At 73.7% G+C, this 23,216-nt stretch carries 23 protein-coding genes; 17 read left to right on the top strand and 6 right to left on the bottom strand.

The genetic code is table 11. The features are described 5' to 3' along the window. Positions 1–18 precede the first annotated feature (18 nt). From cobN to cobJ, 5 genes are all read left to right on the top strand, one after another. Positions 19–3,348 carry a cobaltochelatase subunit CobN gene (cobN, locus tag LXM90_RS07950; RefSeq protein ID WP_020094632.1) on the top strand — a complete coding sequence of 1,110 codons (3,330 nt, stop codon included), beginning with the start codon at positions 19–21 and terminating at the stop codon, positions 3,346–3,348. A 74-nt stretch (positions 3,349–3,422) separates the two neighbouring features. After that, positions 3,423–4,682 (top strand): precorrin-3B synthase, encoded by a 1,260-nt coding sequence (locus tag LXM90_RS07945; protein ID WP_081636505.1) that lies wholly within the window; start codon positions 3,423–3,425, stop codon positions 4,680–4,682. Next, positions 4,679–5,371, top strand: a complete 693-nt coding sequence (locus tag LXM90_RS07940; protein WP_267965793.1) for a precorrin-8X methylmutase — start codon at positions 4,679–4,681, stop codon at positions 5,369–5,371. The genes LXM90_RS07945 and LXM90_RS07940 overlap by 4 nt, the downstream gene beginning before the upstream one ends. Next, a complete protein-coding gene (locus tag LXM90_RS07935; RefSeq protein ID WP_020094635.1) occupies positions 5,371–6,150 on the top strand; it encodes a precorrin-2 C(20)-methyltransferase in 780 nt (259 codons plus the stop codon). Before LXM90_RS07940 ends, LXM90_RS07935 begins: the two co-directional genes overlap by 1 nt. Then, the gene (cobJ, locus tag LXM90_RS07930; RefSeq protein WP_020094636.1) at positions 6,147–6,908 is read left to right on the top strand and encodes a precorrin-3B C(17)-methyltransferase; all 762 of its coding nucleotides are present in this window, start codon (positions 6,147–6,149) and stop codon (positions 6,906–6,908) included. Before LXM90_RS07935 ends, cobJ begins: the two co-directional genes overlap by 4 nt. Here cobJ and LXM90_RS07925 read toward each other — a convergent pair. Continuing rightward, on the bottom strand, positions 6,875–7,687 hold the full coding sequence (locus tag LXM90_RS07925) for a cobalt-precorrin-6A reductase (RefSeq protein WP_020094637.1): 813 nt from the start codon (positions 7,685–7,687) through the stop codon (positions 6,875–6,877). The genes cobJ and LXM90_RS07925 overlap by 34 nt on opposite strands. Between LXM90_RS07925 and LXM90_RS07920 the strand changes: the two genes are divergently transcribed. From LXM90_RS07920 to LXM90_RS07905, 4 genes are read left to right on the top strand one after another with little or no spacing between them, the layout of a single operon-like run. Next, positions 7,686–8,906, top strand: coding sequence for a bifunctional cobalt-precorrin-7 (C(5))-methyltransferase/cobalt-precorrin-6B (C(15))-methyltransferase (locus tag LXM90_RS07920; RefSeq protein ID WP_020094638.1), 1,221 nt, complete (start codon positions 7,686–7,688; stop codon positions 8,904–8,906). The genes LXM90_RS07925 and LXM90_RS07920 overlap by 2 nt on opposite strands. Beyond that, complete coding sequence (locus LXM90_RS07915; RefSeq protein ID WP_020094639.1) at positions 8,885–9,307, top strand: cobalamin biosynthesis protein; 423 nt, start codon at positions 8,885–8,887, stop codon at positions 9,305–9,307. Before LXM90_RS07920 ends, LXM90_RS07915 begins: the two co-directional genes overlap by 22 nt. After that, positions 9,304–10,080, top strand: coding sequence for a precorrin-4 C(11)-methyltransferase (gene cobM, locus LXM90_RS07910; RefSeq protein WP_020094640.1), 777 nt, complete (start codon positions 9,304–9,306; stop codon positions 10,078–10,080). The genes LXM90_RS07915 and cobM overlap by 4 nt, the downstream gene beginning before the upstream one ends. After that, positions 10,077–11,396 (top strand): cobyrinate a,c-diamide synthase, encoded by a 1,320-nt coding sequence (locus LXM90_RS07905; RefSeq protein ID WP_020094641.1) that lies wholly within the window; start codon positions 10,077–10,079, stop codon positions 11,394–11,396. The genes cobM and LXM90_RS07905 overlap by 4 nt, the downstream gene beginning before the upstream one ends. Positions 11,397–11,456: 60 nt before the next feature. Here the strand turns inward: LXM90_RS07905 and LXM90_RS07900 are convergent, their stop codons facing one another. Then, positions 11,457–11,894: a helix-turn-helix domain-containing protein gene (locus LXM90_RS07900; RefSeq protein ID WP_020094642.1), complete on the bottom strand. Its 438-nt coding sequence runs from the start codon at positions 11,892–11,894 to the stop codon at positions 11,457–11,459. Positions 11,895–12,249: 355 nt separating this feature from the next. Between LXM90_RS07900 and LXM90_RS07895 the strand changes: the two genes are divergently transcribed. Continuing rightward, positions 12,250–12,597: an antibiotic biosynthesis monooxygenase family protein gene (locus tag LXM90_RS07895; protein ID WP_042672224.1), complete on the top strand. Its 348-nt coding sequence runs from the start codon at positions 12,250–12,252 to the stop codon at positions 12,595–12,597. 335 nt (positions 12,598–12,932) lie between these two features. Further along, entirely contained in the window at positions 12,933–14,438 is a 1,506-nt protein-coding gene (locus tag LXM90_RS07890; RefSeq protein ID WP_020094644.1) for an undecaprenyl-phosphate glucose phosphotransferase, read from the top strand. Between the two features lie 37 nt (positions 14,439–14,475). On the opposite strand, the gene LXM90_RS07885 is transcribed toward LXM90_RS07890, so the two are convergent. Then, positions 14,476–14,961: a transcriptional repressor gene (locus LXM90_RS07885; protein ID WP_020094645.1), complete on the bottom strand. Its 486-nt coding sequence runs from the start codon at positions 14,959–14,961 to the stop codon at positions 14,476–14,478. Between the two features lie 124 nt (positions 14,962–15,085). On the opposite strand from LXM90_RS07885, the gene LXM90_RS31890 reads away from it, so the two are divergent. From LXM90_RS31890 to LXM90_RS07875, 3 genes are read left to right on the top strand one after another with little or no spacing between them, the layout of a single operon-like run. Continuing rightward, complete coding sequence (locus LXM90_RS31890) at positions 15,086–15,220, top strand: hypothetical protein (RefSeq protein WP_020094646.1); 135 nt, start codon at positions 15,086–15,088, stop codon at positions 15,218–15,220. Continuing rightward, positions 15,217–16,014, top strand: coding sequence for a metal ABC transporter ATP-binding protein (locus tag LXM90_RS07880; RefSeq protein ID WP_020094647.1), 798 nt, complete (start codon positions 15,217–15,219; stop codon positions 16,012–16,014). Before LXM90_RS31890 ends, LXM90_RS07880 begins: the two co-directional genes overlap by 4 nt. A 47-nt stretch (positions 16,015–16,061) precedes the next feature. After that, positions 16,062–16,886, top strand: a complete 825-nt coding sequence (locus LXM90_RS07875) for a metal ABC transporter permease (protein WP_051123769.1) — start codon at positions 16,062–16,064, stop codon at positions 16,884–16,886. On the opposite strand, the gene LXM90_RS07870 is transcribed toward LXM90_RS07875, so the two are convergent. The 3 genes from LXM90_RS07870 to LXM90_RS07860 are packed head-to-tail and all read right to left on the bottom strand — an operon-like array spanning position 16,887 to position 19,614. Next, complete coding sequence (locus LXM90_RS07870) at positions 16,887–17,750, bottom strand: SDR family oxidoreductase (RefSeq protein ID WP_020094649.1); 864 nt, start codon at positions 17,748–17,750, stop codon at positions 16,887–16,889. Next, the gene (queG, locus tag LXM90_RS07865) at positions 17,747–18,892 is read right to left on the bottom strand and encodes a tRNA epoxyqueuosine(34) reductase QueG (protein ID WP_081636509.1); all 1,146 of its coding nucleotides are present in this window, start codon (positions 18,890–18,892) and stop codon (positions 17,747–17,749) included. The genes LXM90_RS07870 and queG overlap by 4 nt, the downstream gene beginning before the upstream one ends. A 29-nt stretch (positions 18,893–18,921) precedes the next feature. Beyond that, positions 18,922–19,614, bottom strand: coding sequence for a glutathione S-transferase family protein (locus LXM90_RS07860; RefSeq protein ID WP_020094651.1), 693 nt, complete (start codon positions 19,612–19,614; stop codon positions 18,922–18,924). Positions 19,615–19,867: 253 nt separating this feature from the next. On the opposite strand from LXM90_RS07860, the gene LXM90_RS07855 reads away from it, so the two are divergent. From LXM90_RS07855 to LXM90_RS07845, 3 genes are all read left to right on the top strand, one after another. Further along, positions 19,868–20,671 (top strand): undecaprenyl-diphosphate phosphatase, encoded by an 804-nt coding sequence (locus LXM90_RS07855; RefSeq protein ID WP_020094652.1) that lies wholly within the window; start codon positions 19,868–19,870, stop codon positions 20,669–20,671. A gap of 229 nt (positions 20,672–20,900) precedes the next feature. Then, the gene (locus LXM90_RS07850) at positions 20,901–22,790 is read left to right on the top strand and encodes a methylmalonyl-CoA mutase subunit beta (RefSeq protein ID WP_020094653.1); all 1,890 of its coding nucleotides are present in this window, start codon (positions 20,901–20,903) and stop codon (positions 22,788–22,790) included. Positions 22,791–22,833: 43 nt separating this feature from the next. After that, positions 22,834–23,205 (top strand): hypothetical protein, encoded by a 372-nt coding sequence (locus LXM90_RS07845; protein ID WP_234082288.1) that lies wholly within the window; start codon positions 22,834–22,836, stop codon positions 23,203–23,205. The last annotated feature ends 11 nt before the right edge of the window (positions 23,206–23,216 follow it).

The following is a 23,216-nucleotide window of genomic DNA, read 5'->3' as shown; positions in this document are numbered from 1 at the left end:
GCTCTAGGGGTCGCCGCGGTGCACCTCGTGCGCATCGATTCCGTCTCCCTCGACGAGGGCGAGGCGGCCGTGGATCTCGGGCAGGAGCCCGGCGACCTCGTGGTGCTGTCCTTCACCGACAGCGACCTCGCGTCGGTCGGGCAGGCCCACGCCGCGGAGCCCGGCCTGCCGAGCCTGCGGCTCGCGAAGCTCGCCAGGCTGCGGCACCCGCTCTCGGTTGACCTCTACGTCGAGCGCGTCGTGGCGCGCGCCAAGGTCGTGGTGATTCGCTGCCTGGGCGGCCTCGATTACTGGCGCTACGGGATCGAGCGCTGCGCCGAGGCCGCGCGGGCGCACGGCGTCGTCCTCGCGGTCCTGCCGGGCGACGACCGGCCGGACCCGCGCCTCGCCGCCTTCTCCACCGATCCCGACCTCGCCGGGCAGCTCGACGCCTATTTCCGGGCTGGCGGCCCCGACAATTTGCGGCGGATGCTGCGGCGCCTGGCGATTCGCCTGGGCGCCGACGGACCGGTCGAGCCGCCCGTGCCGCTCCCGCGCGGCTTTCCCTGGTGCCCCGGCTGCGGAGTTCTTCCCCTCGAGGCAGCCCTCTCCGCGGCCGCAACCGCGATCCCGCTCGCCGGAGCGCGCAGCGCGGCGGAGCCCGTCGCGCTCCTGCTGATCTACCGCTCCGCCGTGCTCGGCGGCGACACCGGCCCGTTCGTCGCCCTCGCCGCCGCCCTGCGGGCGCGCGGGATCGGCGTGCTGCCGATGGCCGTGTCGAGCCTGAAGGAGCCGCAGGCCGCCGCCGCGGTCGCCGCTGCCGTGCGCGCGCGCAGGCCCGATCTCGTGATCGCCGCCACCGCCTTCTCGGCCCGCGAGGACGAGACCGGCTTCGTGCTCGACGGCGCCGATTGCCCGGTTCTCCAGGCCTTCACGGTGGGGTCGCCCCGCGCGGCCTGGGAGGCCTCCGCCCGCGGTCTCGGCGCGGCCGATCTCGCCATGCAGGTCGCGCTGCCGGAATTCGACGGCCGGCTCTCGGGCTTCCCGATCTCGTTCAAGGAGGAGAGCGCCGAGATCGCCGGCTTCGCCGAGCGGCGCGCCGTGCCCTACGAGGCCGGCATCGCCGCGCTCGCCGACCGGGCCGCGGGATGGCTGCGGCTGGCCGCCCTGCCCCGGGCGGCCCGGCGCGTCGCCCTGGTCCTGTCCGACTACCCTGCCCGCGGCGGCCGGGCCGGCTTCGCGGTCGGCCTCGACACGCCCGCGAGCGCCCGCGCGATCGCCGCCGACCTCGCGGCCGCGGGCTACGCGGCCGGCGCGCTTCCGGAGCCCGGAGCGCTGATGGCGGCGCTCACGGAGGGGCCGCCCGCGTTCCGGGTGCCGCTCGCGGCCTACGCGGCGTGGTGGCGCACGCTCTCCGAGGACGTCCGCGCCGCCGTGACCGACAGCTGGGGCGAGGCCGAGGCGGACCCGGCCTGCGTCGACGGCGCCTTCCGGTTCCGAATGGTCCGGGACGGCGGCCTCGCGGTCTTCCTCCAGCCCGACCGCGGCCGCGACCCCGATCGCAAGACCGGCTACCACGACCTCGACCGCGCCCCGACCCACGCCTACCTAGCCTTCCATCTCGGCCTGCGGCAGCAATTCGACGCCCTGGTGCAGCTCGGCACGCACGGCACCGCGGAGTGGCTGCCGGGCAAGGCCGTCGCCCTGTCACCCGACTGCTTCCCGGCGCTCTGCGTCGGCGGGCTGCCGGTGATCTACCCGTTCATCGTCGACGACCCGGGTGAGGCCGCGCCGCTCAAGCGCCGCCTGGGCGGGGTCGCGCTCGGGCACCTCACGCCCGACACCGCCGTTCACGCGCTGACGCCCGAGGCGGCCCGCCTCCGCGAGCTGGTGGAGGAGTATTCCGCCGCCAGCGTGCTCGACCCCCGCCGCGCCGACCTCATCGCCCGCGCCATCCTGGAGGAGGCTGCGGCGTCCGGACTGCTGGACGGTGCCGGGATCGGCCCGGACACGCCGATGGACGAGGCGCTGACGCGGCTCGACGCCCATCTCTGCGATCTCGGCGAGACCGTCTTCCGGGACGGCCTGCACGTCTTCGCCCGCGCCCCGGACGGGGCCGCGGACGCCGTCGCGGCGAGCGCGGACTCCGAGCGGACCGGCCTGCTCGCGGCCCTCGACGGGCGGTTCGTCCGGCCGGGCCCCTCGGGCTCGCCGTCGCGCGGGCGGGCCGACGTGCTCCCGACCGGGCGCAACCTCGCGACCCTCGACCCGCGGGCCATCCCGAGCCGCGCCGCCGCACTCCTCGGCGAGAAGGCCGCCGCCGCCGTGGTGACCCGCTACCTCCAGGACGAGGGCGCCTATCCGGCCCGGATCGTCATGGATCTCTGGGCCTCGCCGACCCTGCGCACCGGTGGCGAGGACGTGGCCCACGCCCTGGCCCTGATGGGCGTCCGGCCAGTCTGGGACCATGCCAGCACCCGCGTCACCGGCTTCGAGATCCTGCCCCTCGCCATGCTGGACCGGCCGCGGATCGACGTCACCGTCCGCGTCTCCGGCGCGTTCCGCGACACCTTCCCCGACACGCTGGCGCTGCTCGACCGCGCCGCCCGCGCCGTGGCGGACCGGGACGAGGCCGACGACGAGAATCCCCTCGCGGCGGCGCGCCGGCGGGGCGACGCGTCGGTGCGCGTCTACGGGGCCGCGCCCGGCCGCTACGGCGCCGGCACCGCCGCCACAGCCCTCGACGGCGCCTGGGACGGCCGCGCCGACCTCGGCCGCGCCTACTTGGCCGCGAGCGGCCACGCCTACGGCGACCGCGAGGGGCCCGACGCCGATTTCGCCGCCCGCGTCGCGGCGGCCGACGCCTATCTCCACGCCTTCGACGTGGCCGAGCGCGACCTGTTCGACGGCGACGCCGCCGTCGACGCGATGGGCGGTTTCGCGGCGGCCGCGGCCCTGGAGGGGGCGAGCCCCGCCCTCTACAGCCTCGACGTGTCGGTCCCGGAACGGCCGAAGGCGCGGACGGCCCGCGAAGACGCGGCCCGCCTGATCCGCGGGCGCCTCGCCGACCCCCGCTGGATCGCGGCCCAGCTGCGCCACGGCTACCGGGGCGCGCAGGAGCTCGCCCAGGGGCTCGACGCGGTCTTCGTCCTGGCCGCCGCGAGCGACGCGGTGACAAATGCGGGCTTCGAGGCGCTCTACGCGGCCTGGATCGCCGACGCCGAGGTGTTCGAGCGCCTGCGCGCCGCCAATCCCGCCGCGGCCCGGGCGATCCTGGAGCGGTTCGACGAGGCGCGGGACCGCGGCCTCTGGCACAGCCGGCGCAACGCCCTCCCGGCCGACGCCCTGATGCGCGAGGCCGCCGAGTGAGTGCCGCCCCGCATCGGCGCGTCCTGCCCGAGGCACCGGCCCGCCGGGGCTGGTGTCCCGGTCTGGCGCGGCCCATGCCGACGGGCGACGGGTTGCTCGCGCGCGTGCATCCGCCGCTCGGGATCCTGACCCTCGATCAGGCCCGCGCCGTGGCGGAGGGTGCGCGGCGCTTCGGGAACGGGCACCTGGATCTCACCGCCCGGGCCAATCTCCAGATACGCGGCGTCTCCGAGGCGACGCGCGCGCCGCTGGCCACTTGGCTCGCGGCCCGGGGCCTCGGCGACGTGCGCGCCGACGGCGGCCCCCAGCGCCTGACGCTCACGAGCCCCCTGGCCGGCCACGACCCGGACGAGACGATCGACGTGCCGGCCCTCGCCCGGGCGATCGAGACCGCGGGGCTCGCGATCCCGGGGTTGCCGGCCAAGACCCTGGTCGCTGTCGAGGGCCGCCCCGGCCGGGCGCTGCCGGAGGCGGATCTCTGCGTCGTCGCCGAGGGGCCGGGCCGCGTCGCGATCACGGTCGCGCACGGTGAGACCCAGCGGACGCTCCTGACCTGCGCGGAGGACGCGGCGCCGGGCCACGTGGCGGCCCTGCTCGGAGCCTTCGCGCGGACTGGCCGGCGCCGGATGCGCGACCTGTCGGACGACGAGCGGACCGCGCTGACCGAGGCGCTTCCGTCAGGAGAGTCCCCCGCCGGACCGGCACAGGCGCATCGGGGCTTCGCACCGCAACGGGAGCCGGCGCGTCCGGCGGGCGGACGCGACCTTCGGAGCGTCGCCGCCGACGCGCCCTTCGGGCGCTGCACTGCCGACGCCCTCGACCGGATCGCGGCTACGGCAGCGGCGATCGGCTCCGACGAGATCCGCCTCTCCCCCACGCGCGGCTTCGTGATGCTGGCGCCGGCCGCTGCCGAAGCGGCGGCCGCGATTGCGGCGCTCGCGGCCGAGTTCATCGTCGTCCCCGACGATCCGCGGCGCGCGATCGCGGCCTGCACGGGGGCGCCGGGCTGCGCCTCCGGATCGACCCCCACGCTCGCGGACGCGGCCCGCCTCGCGGCGGCGTTCGGCACCCTGGCGGCCGCGGGCCATGCCGCGCACGTCTCGGGCTGCGCCAAGGGCTGCGCGCGGCCGGGTGCGGCGGACCTGACCCTCGTCGGCCGCGACGGCCTCTACGGCGTTGTGATCGGGGGTGCGCCCGGCGATGAGCCGGCGATGGATCTCCCTATCGAGGCCGTGCTGGAGCGGCTAGGAAGGGCCGAGATCGACGGGCTCTCCGCCGCCTTCGCGCCGGAGATCACCCCTTCGGAATGCGGGAGGACCAGGAGACCGGCATGAGCGCGAGCCAGAACGCCCTGCGCCAGACAGGATCGGAGCCAGCCGCGGCCCACGAGTCCCCGTCCCGCTACGACTACATCCGCGACGGCGGCGCGATCTACGCGCGCTCCTTCGCAATGATCCGCGCCGAGTCCGCTCTCGGGCGCTGGTCGGGCGCCGCCGAGCGCGTCGTCGTCCGCATGATCCATGCCTGCGGCATGACCGACCTGCCGGCCGACGTGGAGATGGCGCCCGGTTTCGCCGAGGCCGGCGTCGCGGCCTTGAAGGCCGGCGCACCGATCCTGTGCGACGTCCGCATGGTCGCCGACGGCGTCACCCGGGCGCGGCTGCCGGCCGGCAACGAGGTGATCTGCACCCTGGGCGACCCGCGCGTGCCGGACCTCGCCAAGAGCCTCGGCACGACCCGCTCCGCGGCCGCCATGGAGCTGTGGCGGGAGCATCTCCCGGGCAGCGTCGTGGCGGTGGGCAACGCCCCGACCGCCCTGTTCCGCCTCTTGGAGCTGCTCGATGCCGGCGTGGCACCGCCCGCCGCGGTGATCGGCATTCCGGTCGGCTTCGTCGGCGCGGCGGAGTCGAAGGAGGCCCTGGCGCGGGACGGCCGCGTGCCGTTCGTAGTCGTGCACGGACGGCGCGGCGGCAGCGCCATGACGGCCGCGGCGGTCAACGCGCTCGCCAGCGAGGTCGAGTGATGGACGGTTTCGAGCGCCTCGACGGCCCGACCGAGGAGATCCCCGCGGCCGCGGTGACGGGCACGCTCTACGGCGTCGGGATGGGCCCGGGCGATCCGGAGCTGCTGACCGTGAAGGCGCAGCGCATCCTGATGCGCGCGCCCGTGCTGGTGCATTTCTGCAAGCGCGGCCGGCGGGGCAACGCCCGCACCATCGCGGACGCGATCCTGCGCGACCCGGCCCGCGAGATGGCCCTCGCCTATCCCTACACGACCGAGATCCATCCCGAGCACCCGGACTACGTCGCGGCGCTGGCCGGATTCTACGACGAGGCGGCCGGGCAGCTCGCCGATCACCTGGGCGCCGGGCGCGACGTCGCGATCCTGTCGGAGGGCGATCCGTTCTTCTACGGCTCGTTCATGCACCTCTGGCGGCGCCTGAAGGACCGGTTCCCCGTGGAGGTGGTTCCGGGCGTCACCGGCATGTCGGGCTGCTGGACCCGGGCCGGCACGCCGATCACGTGGGGCGACGACGTCCTCACCGTCCTGCCGGCGACCCTGTCGCTCGACGCGCTGACCGAGCGCCTGCGCGGCACGGACGCGGCCGTGGTGATGAAGCTCGGGCGGCACCTGCCGAAGGTCCGGGCCGCCCTGTCGGCCGCCGGGCTGCTCGCGCGCGCGGTCTACGTGGAGCGCGGCACGATGGCGGGCGAGCGGGTCGTGATGCTGGCCGACAAGGCCGACGACGACGCGCCCTACTTCTCGATGGTGCTCCTGCCCGGAGAGGGCCGGCGACCGTGAGCGGAAGCCTCACCGTCGTCGGCCTCGGGCCGGGCGACGCGGCCCTGCTGACCGAGTCGGCCCGCCGGGCGCTGGACGCGGCGGAGGACGTCGTCGGCTACTTCCCCTACGTGGCCCGCGTGCCCGAGCGGCCCGGCCTCGTCCGGCACGCCAGTGACAACCGGGTGGAGGTCGACCGGGCGCGCCACGCGCTGCAGCTCGCCGCCTCCGGCCGCCGGGTCGCGGTCGTCTCCGGCGGCGATCCCGGCGTCTTCGCCATGGCGGCGGCGGTGTTCGAGGCGGTCGAGTACGGCGAGCCCGGCTGGCGCGACCTCGCCATCACGGTGGAGCCGGGCATCACCGCGATGCTCGCCGCCGCGGCCCGGCTCGGGGCACCGCTCGGCGGCGACTTCTGCGCGCTCTCGCTCTCGGACAACCTGAAACCCTGGCCGGTCGTGACCGCGCGGCTGGAGGCGGTGCTGCGCGCGGATTTCGTGGTGGCGCTCTACAACCCGATCTCCACCGCCCGGCCCTGGCAGCTCGGGGCGGCGCTGGAGATCGCGGCCGGGATCCGCGCGCCCGAGACGCCGGTGATGTTCGCCCGCGCCGTCAGCCGGCCGGACGAGGCGATCCGCGTCGCGACCCTCGCCGAGGCGCCCGCGGTGCCGGCCGACATGGCCACGATGGTGATCCTGGGCGCCTCGACGACGCGGCTGATCCCGCGCGCGGGCCGGGCGCCCTTCGTCTACACGGCCCGCAAGGTCGAGGGATCGGCGTGATCGCCCGCGTCCAGCCAGTCGCGCGCGCCGGCGGCGTCCGCGACGCTCGGCACGTCGGGCTTGCCCGGCCGACGCACCATCACGACCGGGATTCCGAGGCCGCGCGCCGCCGCGATCTTGCCGTAGGTCGCCGCGCCGCCCGCGTTCTTGCTGACCACGATCTCGATCCGGCTCGCCCGCATCAGGGCCGTCTCGGACGCGGCGTCGAACGGTCCGCGCGCCTCCAGGGCGGTCAGATGCGGCACCGGCAGGATGCCGCCCAGCGGCTCGACCGTCCGCGCCAAGTAGCTGTGCTGGGGCGCCGCCGCGAAGGCCCCGGCCTCCTGTCGACCGATCGTCAGGAACACGCGCCGGGGCTCGGGGCCAAGGGCGGCGACCGCCTCCTCCATCCCGTCGACCTCGACCCAGTCGTCGCCGGGCTCCCGGCTCCAGGCCGGCCTGCGGATCGCGAGGAGCGGCACGCCCGTCAGGGCCGCCGCGCGCGCGGCGTTGGCCGAGATCCGCGCGGCGAACGGGTGGGTCGCGTCGATCAGGCGGGTGATCGCCTCGGCCTCCAGGTAGCGGGCGAGGCCCTCGGCGCCGCCGAACCCGCCGATCCGGGTCGGGACCGGCTCGGGCTTCGGCGCCGCCGTCCGTCCCGCCAGCGAGAGGGTCACGGCGCGATCCGCCTGCCCCGCGAGCGACCGCACCAGGGCGCTCGCCTCGCCGGTCCCGCCGAGGATCAGGATCCGCATCGTGCCGGTGATCGGGAGCGGCGTGTTCATAAGCGCCTTGTCCATGAGCGCTGACCCGCTGTCGAGCGTCCCGTGGCTGTCGATCGTCGGGATCGGCGAGGACGGCCGGGCCGGACTGACGCCGTCCGCCGCCGCCGCGCTCGACGCCGCCCGCGTGGTCTACGGAGGCCGGCGCCACCTCGCCCTCGCCGGGCCGCTCGACGCGGAGACGCAGCCCTGGCCGAGCCCGATCCACGAGGCCTATCCAGAGATCCTGGCGCGGCGTGGCCGGCCGACCTGCATCCTCGCCACGGGCGACCCGTTCCACTACGGCATCGGCGCCGAGATCGCCCGGCTGGTGCCGGCGGACGAGATCCGCGCCTTCCCGCAGCCTTCGGCCTTCAGCCTCGCCTGCGCCCGGCTCGGCTGGCCGCTCGCCGAGTGCGCCCTGGTCACGCTCCACGGTCGCGCACTGACCCGGATCGTTCCGCATCTCCAGCCGGGTGCGCGGCTCCTCGTCCTGTCGTGGGACGGCACGACGCCCGGCGCCCTTGCCGCCCTGCTGCGCGACCGGGGCTTCGGCGCGTCGACGCTGACGGTGCTGGAGGCGATGGGCGGGCCGCGCGAGCGCGTCCGCCCGCTCCGCGCCGACGCGTTCGACGGCGCCGACTTCGATCCGCTGAACACGGTGGCGCTCGCGGTGGCGGGTGCCGGCCGCGCCCTGCCCCTCGCGCCAGGCCTCGACGACGACCTGTTCGAGAATGACGGGCAGCTGACCAAGTCCGAGATCCGGGCCCTGACCCTGTCGGCGCTGCGCCCGCATCCGGGACAGCATCTCTGGGATGTCGGTGCGGGCGCCGGCTCGATCGCGATCGAGTGGATGCTGCGCCACCCGAGCCTGCGCGCCACCGCGATCGAGGGAAGGCCGGACCGCGTCGAGCGGATCCGCCGCAACGCCGTCGCGCTCGGCGCCCCGGACCTCGCCGTCGTCGCCGGCACGGCGCCGGGCGCGCTCGCCGGCCTGCCCGCGCCGAACGCGGTTTTCATCGGCGGCGGCGTCTCGGAGCCGGGGGTCCTCGCGACCGTGCTGGCAGCGCTGCCGGGCGGCGGTCGCTGCGTCGCCAACGCCGTGACCCTCGAGGGCGAGGCCGCGCTGCTCGCGGCCTTCGCGGCGCATGGCGGGAGCCTGCGCCGCTACGGCGTGGAGCGGGCGAGCCCGGTCGGGGGAATGCACGGCTGGCGCCCGGCCATGACGGTGATCCAGTGGGCCTGGACCAAGCCGTGACCGGAGCGCTGGTCGCCGGCATCGGGTTCCGCCGGGGCACCGAGGCCGAGGAGATCGCGGAGTTGATCGAGCGCGCTCTCGTCCTGGTCGGCGCCGCGCGGTCGAGCCTCGCGGCCGTGGCCACGGCTGACGACCGGGCGTCGGACCCGGCGATCCGCGCGGCGACGGCCCGGTTCGGCCTGGCACCGCATTCCATCGCCGCCGCCGCGCTGGAGGCCCGCGACGCCGAGGTCGTCACCCGCTCGGCGCGGATCGAGCGCCTGCGCGGCGTCGGCTCGCTGGCCGAGGCGGCGGCCCTCGCCGGCGCCGGGCCCCGGAGCCGCCTCGCCCTACCCCGGATCGCGAGCGGCGGCGCCACTTGCGCCCTGGCTGTCCGATACGACACGACACGGGAACCATGACCGTCCACTTCATCGGCGCCGGCCCCGGCGCGGCCGACCTGATCACGGTGCGCGGGCGCGACCGCATCGCCGCCTGTCCCGTCTGCCTCTACGCCGGGTCGCTCGTCGCACCCGAGATCCTGGGCTGGTGCCCGCCCGGTGCCCGGATCGTCGACACGGCGCCCCTCGACCTCGACGCCATCCTGGCGGAGATCCGTTCGGCGCACGCGGCCGGCCAGGACGTGGCGCGCCTGCATTCCGGCGACCTGTCGATCTGGAGCGCCCTGGCCGAGCAGATGCGCCGGCTCGACGCGCTGGCCATTCCCTACACGGTGACGCCGGGTGTCCCCGCCTTCGCGGCCGCGGCCGCGCTGCTGCGCCGGGAGCTGACGGTCCCGGGCGTGGCCCAGACCGTGGTCCTGACCCGCACCTCCGGGCGGGCGAGCGCCATGCCCGAGCGGGAGACGCTGGCGGCCTACGCGGCCACCGGCGCGACCCTGGCGATTCACCTGTCGATCCACGTCGTCGAGGCCGTCGCCGCCGAGCTGATCCCCTTCTACGGCCCGTCTTGCCCGGCGGCGGCGGTGTTCCGAGCCTCCTGGCCGGACGAGCGGGCGCTCGTGGGCGATCTCGCCGCGCTGCCCGGGCTCGTCGCGGAGGCCGGTCTGGAGCGCACCGCCCTGATCCTGGTCGGACCGGCGCTGGGCGCCGCGGAGTTCCGCGAGAGCGCCCTCTACGCGCCCGACTACGACCGGCGCTACCGGCCGGGCGGCACGGTGGGGTCGCGGTCGTGAGTGCCCCCGGCCTCCTCGTCGCGGCGCCGCGCTCCAGCTCCGGCAAGACGACCGTCGCCCTCGCGCTCATGCGCGCCCTCACCCGGCGCGGCCTGCGGGTGCGCGGCGCGAAGTGCGGCCCGGACTACATCGATCCGGCCTTCCACCAGGCCGCGACCGGCCATCCGAGCTTCAACCTCGACAGCTTCGCCATGGCGCCGCCGCTCCTCGACGCGCTGGCGGGCGCGACGGCGGCGGCGGCCGATCTGCTGATCGCCGAGGGGTCCATGGGCCTGTTCGACGGCGTCCGGGCGGCCGAGAACCGCACCGGGGCGAATGCCGACATCGCCGCGCGCTACGGCTGGCCGGTGGTGCTCGTGGTGGACGTGTCGGGCGCGGCGCAATCGGCGGCCGCCGTGGCGCTCGGCTGCAAGCTCTACGATCCCCGCATCCGGATCGCCGGCGTGATCCTCAACAAGGTGGCGAGCGCCCGTCACCGGCGCCTCGTCGAAGCCGGCATGGAGCGCGCGGGGCTGCCGGTGCTCGGCGCGCTGATGCGCGACGCGCAGCTCGTCCTGCCCGAGCGCCACCTGGGGCTCGTGCAGGCCGGCGAGACCGCGGATCTCGCCGCGCGCCTCGACAGGCTCGCCGACCTCGCGGAGGCGGGCATCGACCTCGACGCCGTGACGGCCTGCGCGAGCGGCACCGTACCGCCCTCCGGTGGCCGCCTGCCCCGGCCGCCCGGACAGCGCGTGGCGGTCGCCCGGGACGCGGCGTTCAGCTTCCTCTACCCGCATCTTGAGACCGGGTGGCGGATGGCCGGCGCCGAGCTCGTGCCGTTCTCGCCCTTGGCCGACGAGGGACCGCCCGAGGATTGCGACGTCTGCTGGCTGCCGGGCGGCTATCCGGAACTGCACGCGGGCCCGATCGCCGGCGCGACCCGCTTCCTGGACAGGCTGCGCCGCTTCGCGCGGACCCGGCCGGTCCACGGGGAGTGCGGCGGCTACATGGTCCTGGGCGAGACGTTGCAGGATGCCGACGGAGCGACCCATGCCATGGCCGGACTGCTGCCGGTCGCGACCTCGTATCACCGGCGCAAGCTGCATCTCGGCTATCGCGTCGCGCGGCTCTGCGAATCCGGCCTGCTCGGCGCCGCGGGCACGCGCCTTGTCGGCCACGAATTCCACTACGCCAGCGAGCTCTCGCCGATCGCGCCGGAGGAAACGGCGCTCGCCCGCGTGACGGATGCCGAAGGTGTCGATCTGGGACTGGCCGGCCACCGGGTCGGACCCGTCACCGGCAGCTTCTTCCACCTGATCGCGACCGATCCGCCGTGACGCCGGGCTCGGCGCAGCCGCTTCGAAGGTCCCCGAGGTGAAGCCTGTTTCGCGCGCCGGTCAGGCCGGATCCGTCGTCGGCGCGGTTGCGCCGCGGTTCTGCGCGAGTCGCGCGGCGCTGCGGACCAGCGCGAGCACGTCGCGGCGCATCTGCTCGTCCTCGATCTGGGCGTAGGCGCGCAGCAGCTCGATGGCGCCGTGGGCGCTGAGGAAGCCGAACACGTCCTCCTGCGCGTTCTCGCGCGGCTCGTTCTCCTCGAAGAACGCGGAGACCGGAACCTCGAGGAGGCGCGCGATCTCGCGCAGCCGGCCGGCCCCGACCCGGTTCTGGCCCTTCTCGTATTTCTGAACCTGCTGGAAGGTCACGCCGACCGCGTTGCCCAGCGCGGTCTGGCTCATGCCGCGAGCCTTGCGCAGCGCTGTGATCCGGATGCCGACGAGGCGATCGACGTCCGTCGTCTGCTTCGGCATCGTCTGGCCGGAGGAATCCTTGTCCATGGCGTGGGCTGCATCCTCCTGCGGACGGGGTGTCTTCGCCTCGCTGTCGCGCCGCTTCACCGTCCGCCCCTTAGTCGCATGTCCTGCACGCCAGGTTGCCGGTACTCCGTGCCGATGTCCGGCTATAGCCCTGATCCCGACACAGGTGAACCGGGGCGCAGTAGGACACCAAGTTGTCAAGCTTCGCAAGTCGAAGGTTACATCTTCTAGTTTAAGCCCACACATCTTTGCAACATTGTTGCTCAAATGTCGACGTGGAGGTCAGGGCTGCTTTCGAGGTGCGCCTTGTCGCCGCGCGGCGGTACCCCTTAGGACCACAGGGGCATGTAGGTTCGGTACCGCGCAGGAGGCACGCATGTTCATCGCGATGAATCGCTTCAAGGTCGTTAAGGACGCGACGGCGGATTTCGAGGCCGTCTGGCTCGGGCGCGACAGCCACCTCGGCGAGATGCCGGGCTTCGTCGAGTTTCACCTGCTGCGCGGCCCCGAGCACGAGGACCACGTGCTCTACGCCTCGCACACGATCTGGCGATCGCGTGCCGATTTCGAGGCCTGGACCCGGTCCGAGCAGTTCCGCAAGGCGCATGGCCGCGTGCCCTCGACCAAGCCCCTGTATCTCGGCCACCCCCAATTCGAGGGTTTCGAGACGATCCAGACGGTCGGCGGGACGGCCGATGCGCGCCAGGACGCGGACGCCGTCTGAACGCGGCGGACCCCGGCCGCCCTTCGGCCGGGGTCATTCGAGGCGCCGATCCGGTTGAAACCGCGATGAAAGAAACTCGCGTGAATTGAAATAGCTCCGGCGAAAACGGTCCCCCGTCAAACCTCGCGACGGCCGGCTGCGCCGAACAGTCACTCAGCATTAACTATGTATTGCCTCCTCCGGAAGCAGGCCCTAAGTCGCAGCGCTCATCCGCGACTGCGATCGTGAACCCGCCGGGCCCGCGGCTTGCTCCGTGACCGTCACCAGGCGGCGCTGAAACCTTTCGTGTCTCAGACTGGTACAGAGTCCGACTAAGACGGGACGTTGCGGGTCAGATGTTTCACGATCGGCTTCCGGAGACGTTTCAGGCGCTGCCGACCTCGGCGGAGCGCCGCCGCAATGTGTGGTCGGCCCTGCTGCCGCGCCGCGGCCGTGCGCTGGCACGCATCGCCCTGTCCATGACTCTCGCCGCCACCGACATCGCGGCGATCGTGGCGGTCACGCTGGGCCTCGAATGCGCCTACCAAGTCCTCGCGCAGGACGGCACGGTGTGGGCGGGTCTCGTCCGCGGCTCGCGGCTGTCGGCGCTGCTGGCGCTGGTGATCGTCGCCACGAACGTCCTGCGCGAGGAGTACAGCCTCGAGAACGTGATGGCGCAGAAGCCGGGCGTCCAGCGGGTGGCCTCGCTCTGGCTGATCGCCTGGGCCGCCGTGCTCGTCGTCAGCTTCATGACGAAGACGACCAACGATTACTCGCGGCTCGTCTCGCTCGGGATCTTCGCCGCCGGCCTGCCGGTGCTCATCGCGGCGCGGGCCGCGGTGCGCCGGCTCGTGCGCGAGCGGCTGAGCGCCGGATCGGCCACCGCCAGCCGGATCCACCTCGTGGGCTACGAGGAGGACATCGCGCGCTTCTACGCCGGCAAGGAGGTCGACCAGCTCGGCTCGCGGATCATCGGGACGAGCTACCTGCGGCGGGTCGATCCCGGCGCCGACGCGGCCACGCGCCACGACCAGTTGCAGGAGGATCTCGACCTCGCCGTCTCCGTCGTCCGCTTCCTGCGGCCGGACGACGTCTTCGTGCTGGTGCCCTGGGCCGACACCGCGGAGGTCGAGCGCTGCATCGACGCCTTCCTGCGGGTGCCCTCGGCCCTCCACCTGCGTCCCGGCGCGGTCCTCGACCGGTTCCCGGACCTGCAGGTCGCCCGGGTCGGCGGCGTCTCGGGGATCAACATCGGCCGCCGTCCGCTCAACGTCGGCGAGGTCATGCTGAAGCGCGCCCTCGACCTGACGGTGGCGACCATCGCCCTCGTGTCGCTGTCGCCGCTGCTCGCCGCGATCGCGGTGGCGATCAAGCTCGACAGCCCCGGCCCGGTCTTCTTCCGGCAGAAGCGCTACGGCTTTAACCAGCAGCCGTTCGGCGTCTTCAAGTTCCGGTCGATGCGGGCGGATCCGAACGCCGCCTTCCGGCAGGCGACCCGCAACGACAGCCGCATCACCCGGATCGGCGCGATCCTGCGCCGGACGAACCTCGACGAGCTGCCCCAGCTGATCAACGTCCTGCGCGGAGAGATGTCGCTGGTCGGCCCCCGTCCGCACGCTTTGGCGCACGATCGGAGCTTCGAGCGCCGGATCGCCCTCTACGCCCGCCGGCACAACGTGAAGCCCGGGATCACCGGCTGGGCCCAGGTCAACGGCTACCGCGGCGAGACGCAGACCGACCTCGCCATGGAGCGGCGCGTCGCCTGCGACCTGCACTACATCGACAACTGGTCGATCTGGTTCGACATCCAGATCATGATCCAGACGGTCGTCTCGCGCCGCGCCTACCAGAACGCCTTCTGACCGGCACCCGGCGGCCGTCCGCCCTGGAAGTGGCGCCTCAGGGGGCCTGCTTCCGCTCCCGGCAGGCGCCGCAATCGCCCTCGACCTCCAGGATACTGTGGGTCGGGGTGAAGCCAGCCCGCTCCAGCGTCCGCCCCAGGCTGCCCTCGACTTCCTCCGACGAGGCCTCGTCGACGCCGCCGCAGGTGCGGCAGATCAGGAAGATGACCCCCTCCCCGGGGGCGTGGCCGTGCGCGCAGGGGATGAAGGCGTTGCGGCTCGCGATCCGGTGGACCAGCCCCTGCTCCATGAGGAAGTCGAGGGCGCGGTAGACCGAGACCGGGGCCACGCGCTTGCCCGGCGCGCTCAGCCGCTCCGCGATATCGTAGGCGCCCTGAGCCTTGGCGGACTCGGCCACGGCCTCGAGCACCTCCCGGCGCAGGGGCGTGAACTGAAGACCACGCTCGCGACACAGGGCCTCGGCCCGCGCGAGCATGTCACCGGTGCCGGCGTGGCACGCGTCGTGACCCTCGTGACGGTGCATGATCGCTCCAGACGTGATCCGCAGGTTGTCCCACGGGTTTGTTACAGTGTATCACCGCCGCCCAGCAGCGCACCAGTAGCCCCGCGCGGTACCCGCGCCGGCGTGAGCGCGCGACGAGGACCCCGTGCCGACCATTCCCAGCCCGAGACACGCGGCGCGGCGATCGCTGTTCCAGAGCGGGATCGGCCTGCGGCTGGCGCTCGCCGCGCTGCTCTCGGCGCTGGTCTGGCTGACCATCGCCTGGGCGCTGGCGACATGAGCGGCGCGCGCCCGGATCCGATCCGCCTCGTCGGTCTCACCCTCGGTTACGACCGGCATCCGGCGGTCCACCACCTCGACGGGTCCGTGCGGGCCGGCGACCTGCTCGCCCTCGTCGGCCCGAACGGAGCCGGCAAGTCGACGCTCCTCAAGGGCATGGCCGGAGAGATCCGCTGCCTGGACGGGCGCATCGAGCGCGCCGGCGCCCTCGCCTACATGCCGCAGGTCGACGAGATCGACCGGAGCTTCCCGCTCACCGTCATGGATCTCGCCGGCATGGGCCTCTGGCGGCGCGCGGGGGCGTGGCGCAGCCTCACCCGGCGGCGTCCGGCGATCGAGGCGGCGCTGGCCACGGTCGGCCTCGACGGCTTCGCGGCGCGCCCGATCGGCACTCTGTCGGGCGGACAGTTCCGGCGCGCCCTGTTCGCCCGTCTGATCCTGCAGGACTGCCCGGTCGTGCTCCTCGACGAGCCGTTCACCGGCATCGACTCGCGGACGGTCGACGATCTCCTGGCACTCATCCGCACGTGGCACGCCGAGGGGCGGACCGTGGTCGCGGCCCTCCACGACCTCCAGCAGGTCCGCGCGCATTTCCCGACGACGCTGCTGCTCGCCCGAGAGCCCGTGGCCTGGGGTCCGACCGCGCGGGTCCTGGCGGCCGAGAACCTCGCGCGCGCCCGCAACCTGTCCGAGGCCTGGGACGAGGGCGCGGCGATCTGCGCCGGGCCGCGAGCCGTCGCGGCGGCGCACGACCACGGCGGCGCGGACCATCACCACCACGAGGACGCCGCGTGACCGATCCGCTCGGATCCCTGTTCGCGCCGTTCGTGGAGTTCGGCTTCATGCGCCGGGCCCTGGCGGGCTGCCTCGCCCTGTCGGTCTCGGCGCCACCCATCGGCGTGTTCCTGACGCTGCGCCGCATGAGCCTGATGAGCGACGCGATGAGCCACGCGATCCTGCCCGGCGCCGCGGTCGGCTTCCTCGTCGCCGGCCTGTCGCTGCCGGCGATGACGCTGGGCGGCCTCGTCGCCGGGCTCGCGGTCGCCCTCCTGGCCGGCGCCGTCACCCGCGCGACGGTCGTCCGGGAGGACGCGAATCTCGCGGCCTTCTACCTCATCTCGCTCGCGGCCGGCGTGCTGCTGGTCTCCCTGCGCGGCTCGCAGATCGACCTCATGCATTTCCTGTTCGGCTCGGTCCTGGCGCTCGACGACGCCGCGCTGTGGCTGCTCGGTGGCATCAGCACGCTGACCCTGCTGGCCCTGGCCCTGATCTACCGGCCGCTCGTGATGGAATGCGTCGATCCCCTGTTCCTGCGGAGCGTCAGCCGCAGCGGCGGCCCGGTTCACCTCGCCTTCCTGGCGCTGGTGGTGGTGAACCTCGTCGGCGGGTTCCAGGCCCTCGGCACGCTGCTGGCGGTGGGGCTGATGCTGCTGCCGGCGGTGGCGGCCCGGTTCTGGGCCCGCGACCTCGCCGGCCTGATCCCGGTCTCGATGCTGATCGCGGCCCTGGCGAGCGTGTCGGGGCTCAGCCTGTCGTACCGGTACGACGTGCCGAGCGGGCCGGCCATCGTGCTGGCGGCCGGTGCCCTCTACGTCGCCTCGATGATGGTCGGCCCGCGCGACGGCCTGCTCCGCCGCCTCGTCCGGCCGCGCCACCTCGAGGCCTGATCAGGGCTGATCCTTGAGCGCCGCGAGCCCCTCGCGGTAGGTCGGATAGGCGAGCGCGACGCCGAGTTCGTCGCGGATCAGGCGGTTCCGGACGCGCTTGTTCTCGCCGTAGAAGCTGCGCGCCATCGGCGACAGGTCGGCGGTCTCGAAATCGATCTCGGGCGGCAGCGGCAGGCCTGTGAGGGCGGCCGCGTGCTCGGTCACGGTCTGGGGCGCGGTCGGCTCGTCGTCGGTGACGTTGTAGATCGCCCCCGGCCGCGGCCGGTCGATCGAGGCGAGCAGCGTCGTGGCAATGTCGTCGACGTGGATGCGGTTGAAGACCTGCCCGGCCTTCACGATGCGCTGCGAGCGCCCCTCCCGCAGCTTCACGATCGGGTTGCGCCCGGGTCCGTAGATGCCCGAGAGCCGGAACACCTGCACGGCCTTGCCGGTCGCGGCGCCGAGCGCCAGCCACGCCGCCTCGGCGTCGACGCGCACCTTGGACCGGGCGCTGCGCGGGGTCGCCGGCGCAGTCTCGTCGATCCAGGCGCCGCCCTGGTCGCCGTAGACGCCGATGGTCGACAGGTAGCCGATCCACCGGATCCGGCTCGCCGCGACGGCGTCGGCGTAGCGGGCCAGCACCGGGTCGCCGGCCTCGCCGGGGGGCGCCGAGACCAGGAGCACGTCCGTGTCGGCGAGATCCGCCGCGATCCGGGGATCGTCGGCCTCCGGCCCGAAGGCGCGCATCGCGAAACCGGTCTCCGCCGCGATGCGGTCGGCGGCCGCGGGGTCGGTGACGGTGGCGCGGACGGTCCCGAAGCGCGCCCGTGCCCGCTCGGCGAAGTGGCGGCCGGTGAAGCCGAGCCCGAAGACGAAGAGGTTCATGCCGCGGATGTCTCGTCCGTCCGCGGTTCCGTCAAGCCGGTGGCGGCCCGCCACTCGTCCCGCACGTGGGCGTCGGTCTCGGAATCGCCGTGCTGGCGCCCGAGCGCGCGCACGGCCTCGGGCGCCAGCAGCCGGCCGCAGGCCCAGACCGCCATGCCGCGCACCAGTGGAGACGGGTCGCGCAGGCGCGCGAGGGCCGCCTCCGCGAGCGACGGGTCTTCGGAATTCCCGATCGCGATCATGACGTTGCGGAGGAAGCGGTCGCGCCCAGTGCGCTTCACCGGCGTGCCGGCGAAGAAGGTGCGGAACGCCGCGTCGTCGAGGCCCGCGAGATCCGCGAGCGCCGGGGCCGCTAGGTCCGCCCGCGCGGCGAGGCGGCTCTCCGCCGCGGTGCGGGCGAACTTGTTCCAGGGGCAGACGGCCAAGCAATCGTCGCAGCCGAACACCCGGTTGCCGATCGCTTCCCGGAACGCCGGGGGGATCGGCCCGGCATGCTCGATCGTCAGGTACGAGATGCAGCGGCGGGCATCGAGCCGGTAAGGCGCCGGAAACGCGTCGGTGGGGCAGACGTCCAGGCAGGCGCGGCACGAGCCGCAACGGTCGGGCTCCGGCGGGTCGGGCTCGAATTCCGCGCTCGTGTAGATCGCGCCGAGGAGCAGCCAGTTGCCGTGCCCGCGAGAGATCAGCACCGTGTGCTTGCCCTGCCAGCCGAGGCCGGCCGCCTCCGCCAGGGTCTTCTCCATGACGGGGGCGGTGTCGCAGAAGACCTTCACCCGCACGTCGCCCTTGGCCGACAGATACCCACCCAATTCTTTCAGGCGGCCCTTCAAAACCTCGTGATAGTCCCGCCGCTGCGCGTAGGCGGCGACGGCACCGCGGTCGCGACGCGCCACGAGGTCGAGGGGATCGTGCTCCGGCCGGTAGCTCATCGCCAGGACCAGGATGCTGCGCAGACCGGGCCACAGCGCGATCGGGCTGGCGCGCTGGTCGGCCCGCTCCGCCATCCAGTCCATGGTGCCCTGCGCGCCCTCGGCGAGCCAGGCGGACAGGCGGCCGGGCAGGTCGGGCAGCCGGTCGGGTCGGGTCACGCGCAGGCCGCAGAACCCGAGCGTCCGCGCCCGGGTCTCGACGAGGCGGCGCAGGTGGGCGCCGTGGTAGGTCCGTCGGGCGTTCAGAAATCCAGATCCGCATAGTGGGCGGCCGGTGCCATCCCGGCCACCCGGTCGGCGAGCAGGGCGCGGAACGAGGGCCGCGACTTGACGCGGGCGTACCAGTTCCGCGCCATCTCGTCCTCGTCCCAGGGCACGTCGCCCAGGTAGTCGACGCAGGAGAGATGGGCGGCCGCCGCGAGATCGGCATAGGTCAGGTTGTCGCCGGCGATCCAGCGCCGCCGCGCGATGAGGTAGCCGATGTATTTGAGGTGGTAGCGCACGTTGGAGCGCGCCGCGCGGATCGCGTTCATGTCGGGCGGGCCGCCGCCCTCGTTGGCCGACATGAAGCGCTTCGAGATCTTCTCGTTGACGAGGTAGGCGGTCACCTCGGACTCGAACTTGACCAGGAACCAGTCGAGCAGGCGCCGTACCTCCACGCGCTCGACGGTGTCCTCCGGTAGCATGCGCCGCCCCGAGAGCCCCAGGCCGCGGGTCTCGTCGAGGTACTCGGCGATGACGCCGGCGCCGGGAACCACGAGGCCGTTCTGCTCCAGCAGCACGGGCGTGACGCCCGCCGGGTTGATCAGCAGGAAGTCGTCGCGCCGTTCCCAGGGCCGTTCTTCGAACAGCGTCGGCTCCATGCCCATCTCGGCGAGCACGAGACGGATGAAACGGGAATTCGCGCAGAAGGGGAAATGGTAGAGGGTTGCCATCGAGGCCGTGCGGGACGTTCGGTCTGCCAGCGCGGCCGGTCCCGCGCTCGTCGTGGGTCCTGAAGCGCGGGTCTTCGGCGCAGAGGACTTCGGACCGAGCGTTATTGCCCGACCGTTGCCGAGCCCTTAACACGCGCGGCCCGGCCCGGTAACTGCCCGTCAACCCTGATCGGCGAAGCCTCGGGTACAACCATTTCGCGTGGCAGGCGGTGGCCCGACGGGGGCCTCCGCGCGCGCGGCACAGGGCGTCGCGATGGATCCGGCAAGCATCGGCAAGGCAGTGCTGCTCGCCCTGGTGGAGGGGGCGACCGAATTCATCCCGGTCTCCTCCACCGGCCACCAGCTGCTGGTGGGGCACTTCATCGGCTTCCACTCGCCCAACAACACCTTCGAGGTGCTGATCCAGCTCGGCGCGATCCTGGCGATCCTGCTGGTGTATTTCCGCCGCCTCTTGGGGATCGCCACCGCGTTGCCGTCCGATCCGAAGGCGCGCCGCTTCGTCCTCGGCATCCTGGTGGCGTTCCTGCCGGCGGCGATCATCGGCGGCCTCTTCTCGAAGCTGATCAAGGCCTACCTGTTCAACCCGTGGATCGTCTGCGCGACCCTGGTGGCCGGCGGGCTCGTGCTCCTCGTCATCGACGACACCGACCTCGAGGTGAAGAAGACCGACGTCTACGACTTCTCGCTGCCGATGGACCTGAAGATCGGCATCTTCCAGTGCCTGGCGATGATCCCCGGCGTCTCGCGCTCGGGCGCCACGATCGTGGGCGCGATGCTGATGGGCGCCGACAAGCGCTCGGCCACCGAGTTCTCGTTCTACCTCGCGATGCCGACCATGGCGGGCGCTTTCGCCAAGGACCTGCTCGACAACTACAAATACCTCTCGAGCAACGATGTCGGGCTGATCGCGATCGGCTTCATCGTGTCGTTCGTCTCGGCGCTGTTCGTGGTGCGGTTTCTCCTCGACTACGTCTCCCGCCACGGTTTCTGGCTGTTCGCGTGGTGGCGGATCATCGTCGGCGCCCTCGGCTTCGCCGGCCTGATCATCCTCGGCTGACGCGGGCGGGATCGCGCCCCGTTCGGTCGGCCCGGGCTCGCCGGCAGCGGCTCGGACTCGCGATCCGGATCGGCAGGTGCCCCTCACCGCACCTGCGCCGCATCACTCAAAAATCGGTGATCCGCGGCTTGAGCTTTCCTCAACCATCGGGCGATTGCCAGCGGCGGAGCGGCGTGCGAGGCAAACGCATGAAAGCGGTGCAGAAGACGCCGCGCCCTGGGACGTACCGATGGAAGACAGACCGCTCGCCGACCTCTTCGAGCCCGCAGACCGGGCGCGCTGGCTCGGCCTCGTCGAAGGCGTCCTGAAGGGCGCCGATTTCGAGAAGCGGCTGGTGTCGCGGACGGCTGACGGACTGCGGATCGAGCCCCTCTACGGACCGGCCGAGCCGGCGGCGCAGCCGGTGCGCGAGCCCGGACCCTGGCGGATCGCCCAGCGGGTCGACCATCCCGACATCGGAACCGCGAACACGCAGGCGCTCACCGACCTCGAGGGCGGGGCCGATGCCCTCGTGCTCGCCGTCGCGGGTGCGCCGGGCGCCCGCGGCTACGGTCTCACCGCGGCGAGCGTCGAGGAGCTCGACGCCGCCCTGAAGGGCGTGATGCTGCCGCTGATCGCCCTGCGGATCGATGCCGGCGGCCGCGGCCTGGAGGTGGCCCGGCTAATCAAGGCGCTGGCGGAGCGCCGCGGCGAGGATCTCTCGACCTACGACGTCGATCTGGGGCTCGATCCCGTCGGCGTCCTGGCGGCCACCGGCAGCCTCGGAGCCGTCTGGACCGACATCGCGCCCCGCCTCGCCGAGGCCGTGGCCGAGCTGGAGGCGGCGGGTTTCCGCGGCCGGGCCTTCCTGGCCGACGGCCGGCCCTACCACGAGGCCGGCGCCGGCGAGGCGGCGGAACTCGGCGCGGTGCTCGCCACCGCCGTCGCCTACCTGCGCGCCCTGGAAGCGGCCGGTCACGATCTCGCGAGCGCGCGCGACCGCGTCGCCGTGCTGCTCGCGGCCGATGCCGACGAGTTCGTCACTGTCGCGAAGTTCCGCGCGATGCGGCGCCTCTGGGCGCGCGTCGAGCAGGCCTGCGGCCTCGAGCCGAAGCCGCTGCGCCTCCACGCCGAGACCGCGTGGCGGATGATGACCAAGCGCGACCCGTTCGTGAACATCCTCCGGACCGGCATGGCGGCGGCCTCGGCCGGCATGGGCGGCGCCGACAGCGTCGCGGTCCTGCCGTACACGCAGGCCCTCGGCCTGCCCGACGCCTTCGCCCGGCGCGTGGCGCGCAACAGCCAGATCGTGCTCATCGAGGAATCGCACCTCGCGCGGGTCAGCGACCCCGCGGCCGGGGCCGGCGGATTCGAGGCCCTGACGGCCGAGCTCGCCGAGGCGGGCTGGGCGGCGTTCCAGGCGATCGAGGCCGAGGGCGGGATCGTCGCCTCGCTCAGCGTCGGCAAGCTCCAGCGGCGGATCGAGCTGACCCGCGAGGCCCGCGCCAAGGCGGTGGCCACCCGCCGCGAGCCGCTCACCGGGGCGAGCGAGTTCCCGAACCTCCCCGAGAAGCCGGTCACGGTGCTCGACGTGCAGCCCGTGGCGGCGGTGCTCGGATCCAATTTCGGCGCGGGCTCGGCGGTCGCCTGCGACGCGCTGCCGTCCCAGCGCCTCGCCGAGCCCTACGAGGCCCTGCGCGACGCCTCGGACGCCTTCCTCGCCAAGACAGGGCGCAGGCCGGTCGTGTTCCTGGCCAATCTCGGCCCGGTGGCGGCCTTCAATGCCCGGGCGACCTTCGCGGCCAACGCCTTCGCGGCCGGCGGCCTCGAGGCGCTGTCGAACGAGGGCTTCCCCGACGCCGAGGCGGCCGCGCAGGCGTTCCGGGAATCCGGCGCCAGCCTCGCCTGCATCTGCTCGACCGACGGGATCTACGCCGAGCGCGCGGTCGCGACCGCCGAGGCGCTCACCGGGGCCGGCGCCGGACCAGTCTACCTCGCCGGGAAGCCGACGGACCTGGCCGAGCCGCTGAAGCAGGCGGGCGTGGCCGCCTTCCTGCATGTCGGTTGCGACCTCCTCGCTCTCCTCAACGCGGCACTCCGTGCGGCCATGCGGACGCCCGCGCCGCAGGCGCCGCGCTGACGGGGCGCCGGTCTCCCCGAAGCCCACGGCACTCCGGATCCGCATGACGCCCCGCATCGCCGTCGCCCTGCTCCTCGCCGGTACGCTGCCCGCCGCGTCCGCCCCCCGCGCCGCCCTGCCCGATTGGTTCGACGGCACCTGGAGCGTCGAGATCATCACCGAGACGGGGAACTGCGACCGCGCCTACCGCTACCCGGTGCGGATCGAGCGCGGGCGAGCGCGCTTCATCGGGACCGCCTTCGTGGTCGAGGGTGGCGTCGCGCGGAACGGGGCGATCCGCGGCTCGATCTCCAACGGCGCCGCCACCGCCGACGTGCGGGGACGCCTGGGCTCGGACGGCTTCGGTGCCGGAACCTGGGTCTCGACCGGGGCCCTCGCCTGCCGGGGACACTGGAACGCGGAGCGGCGCGGCTGAGCGCGGCTGTG

Source organism: Methylobacterium oryzae (assembly GCF_021398735.1).
Classification (GTDB): Bacteria; Pseudomonadota; Alphaproteobacteria; order Rhizobiales; family Beijerinckiaceae; genus Methylobacterium.
Note: the sequence above shows the minus strand (reverse complement) of the source record. Positions and strands in the feature narration are given on the sequence as shown.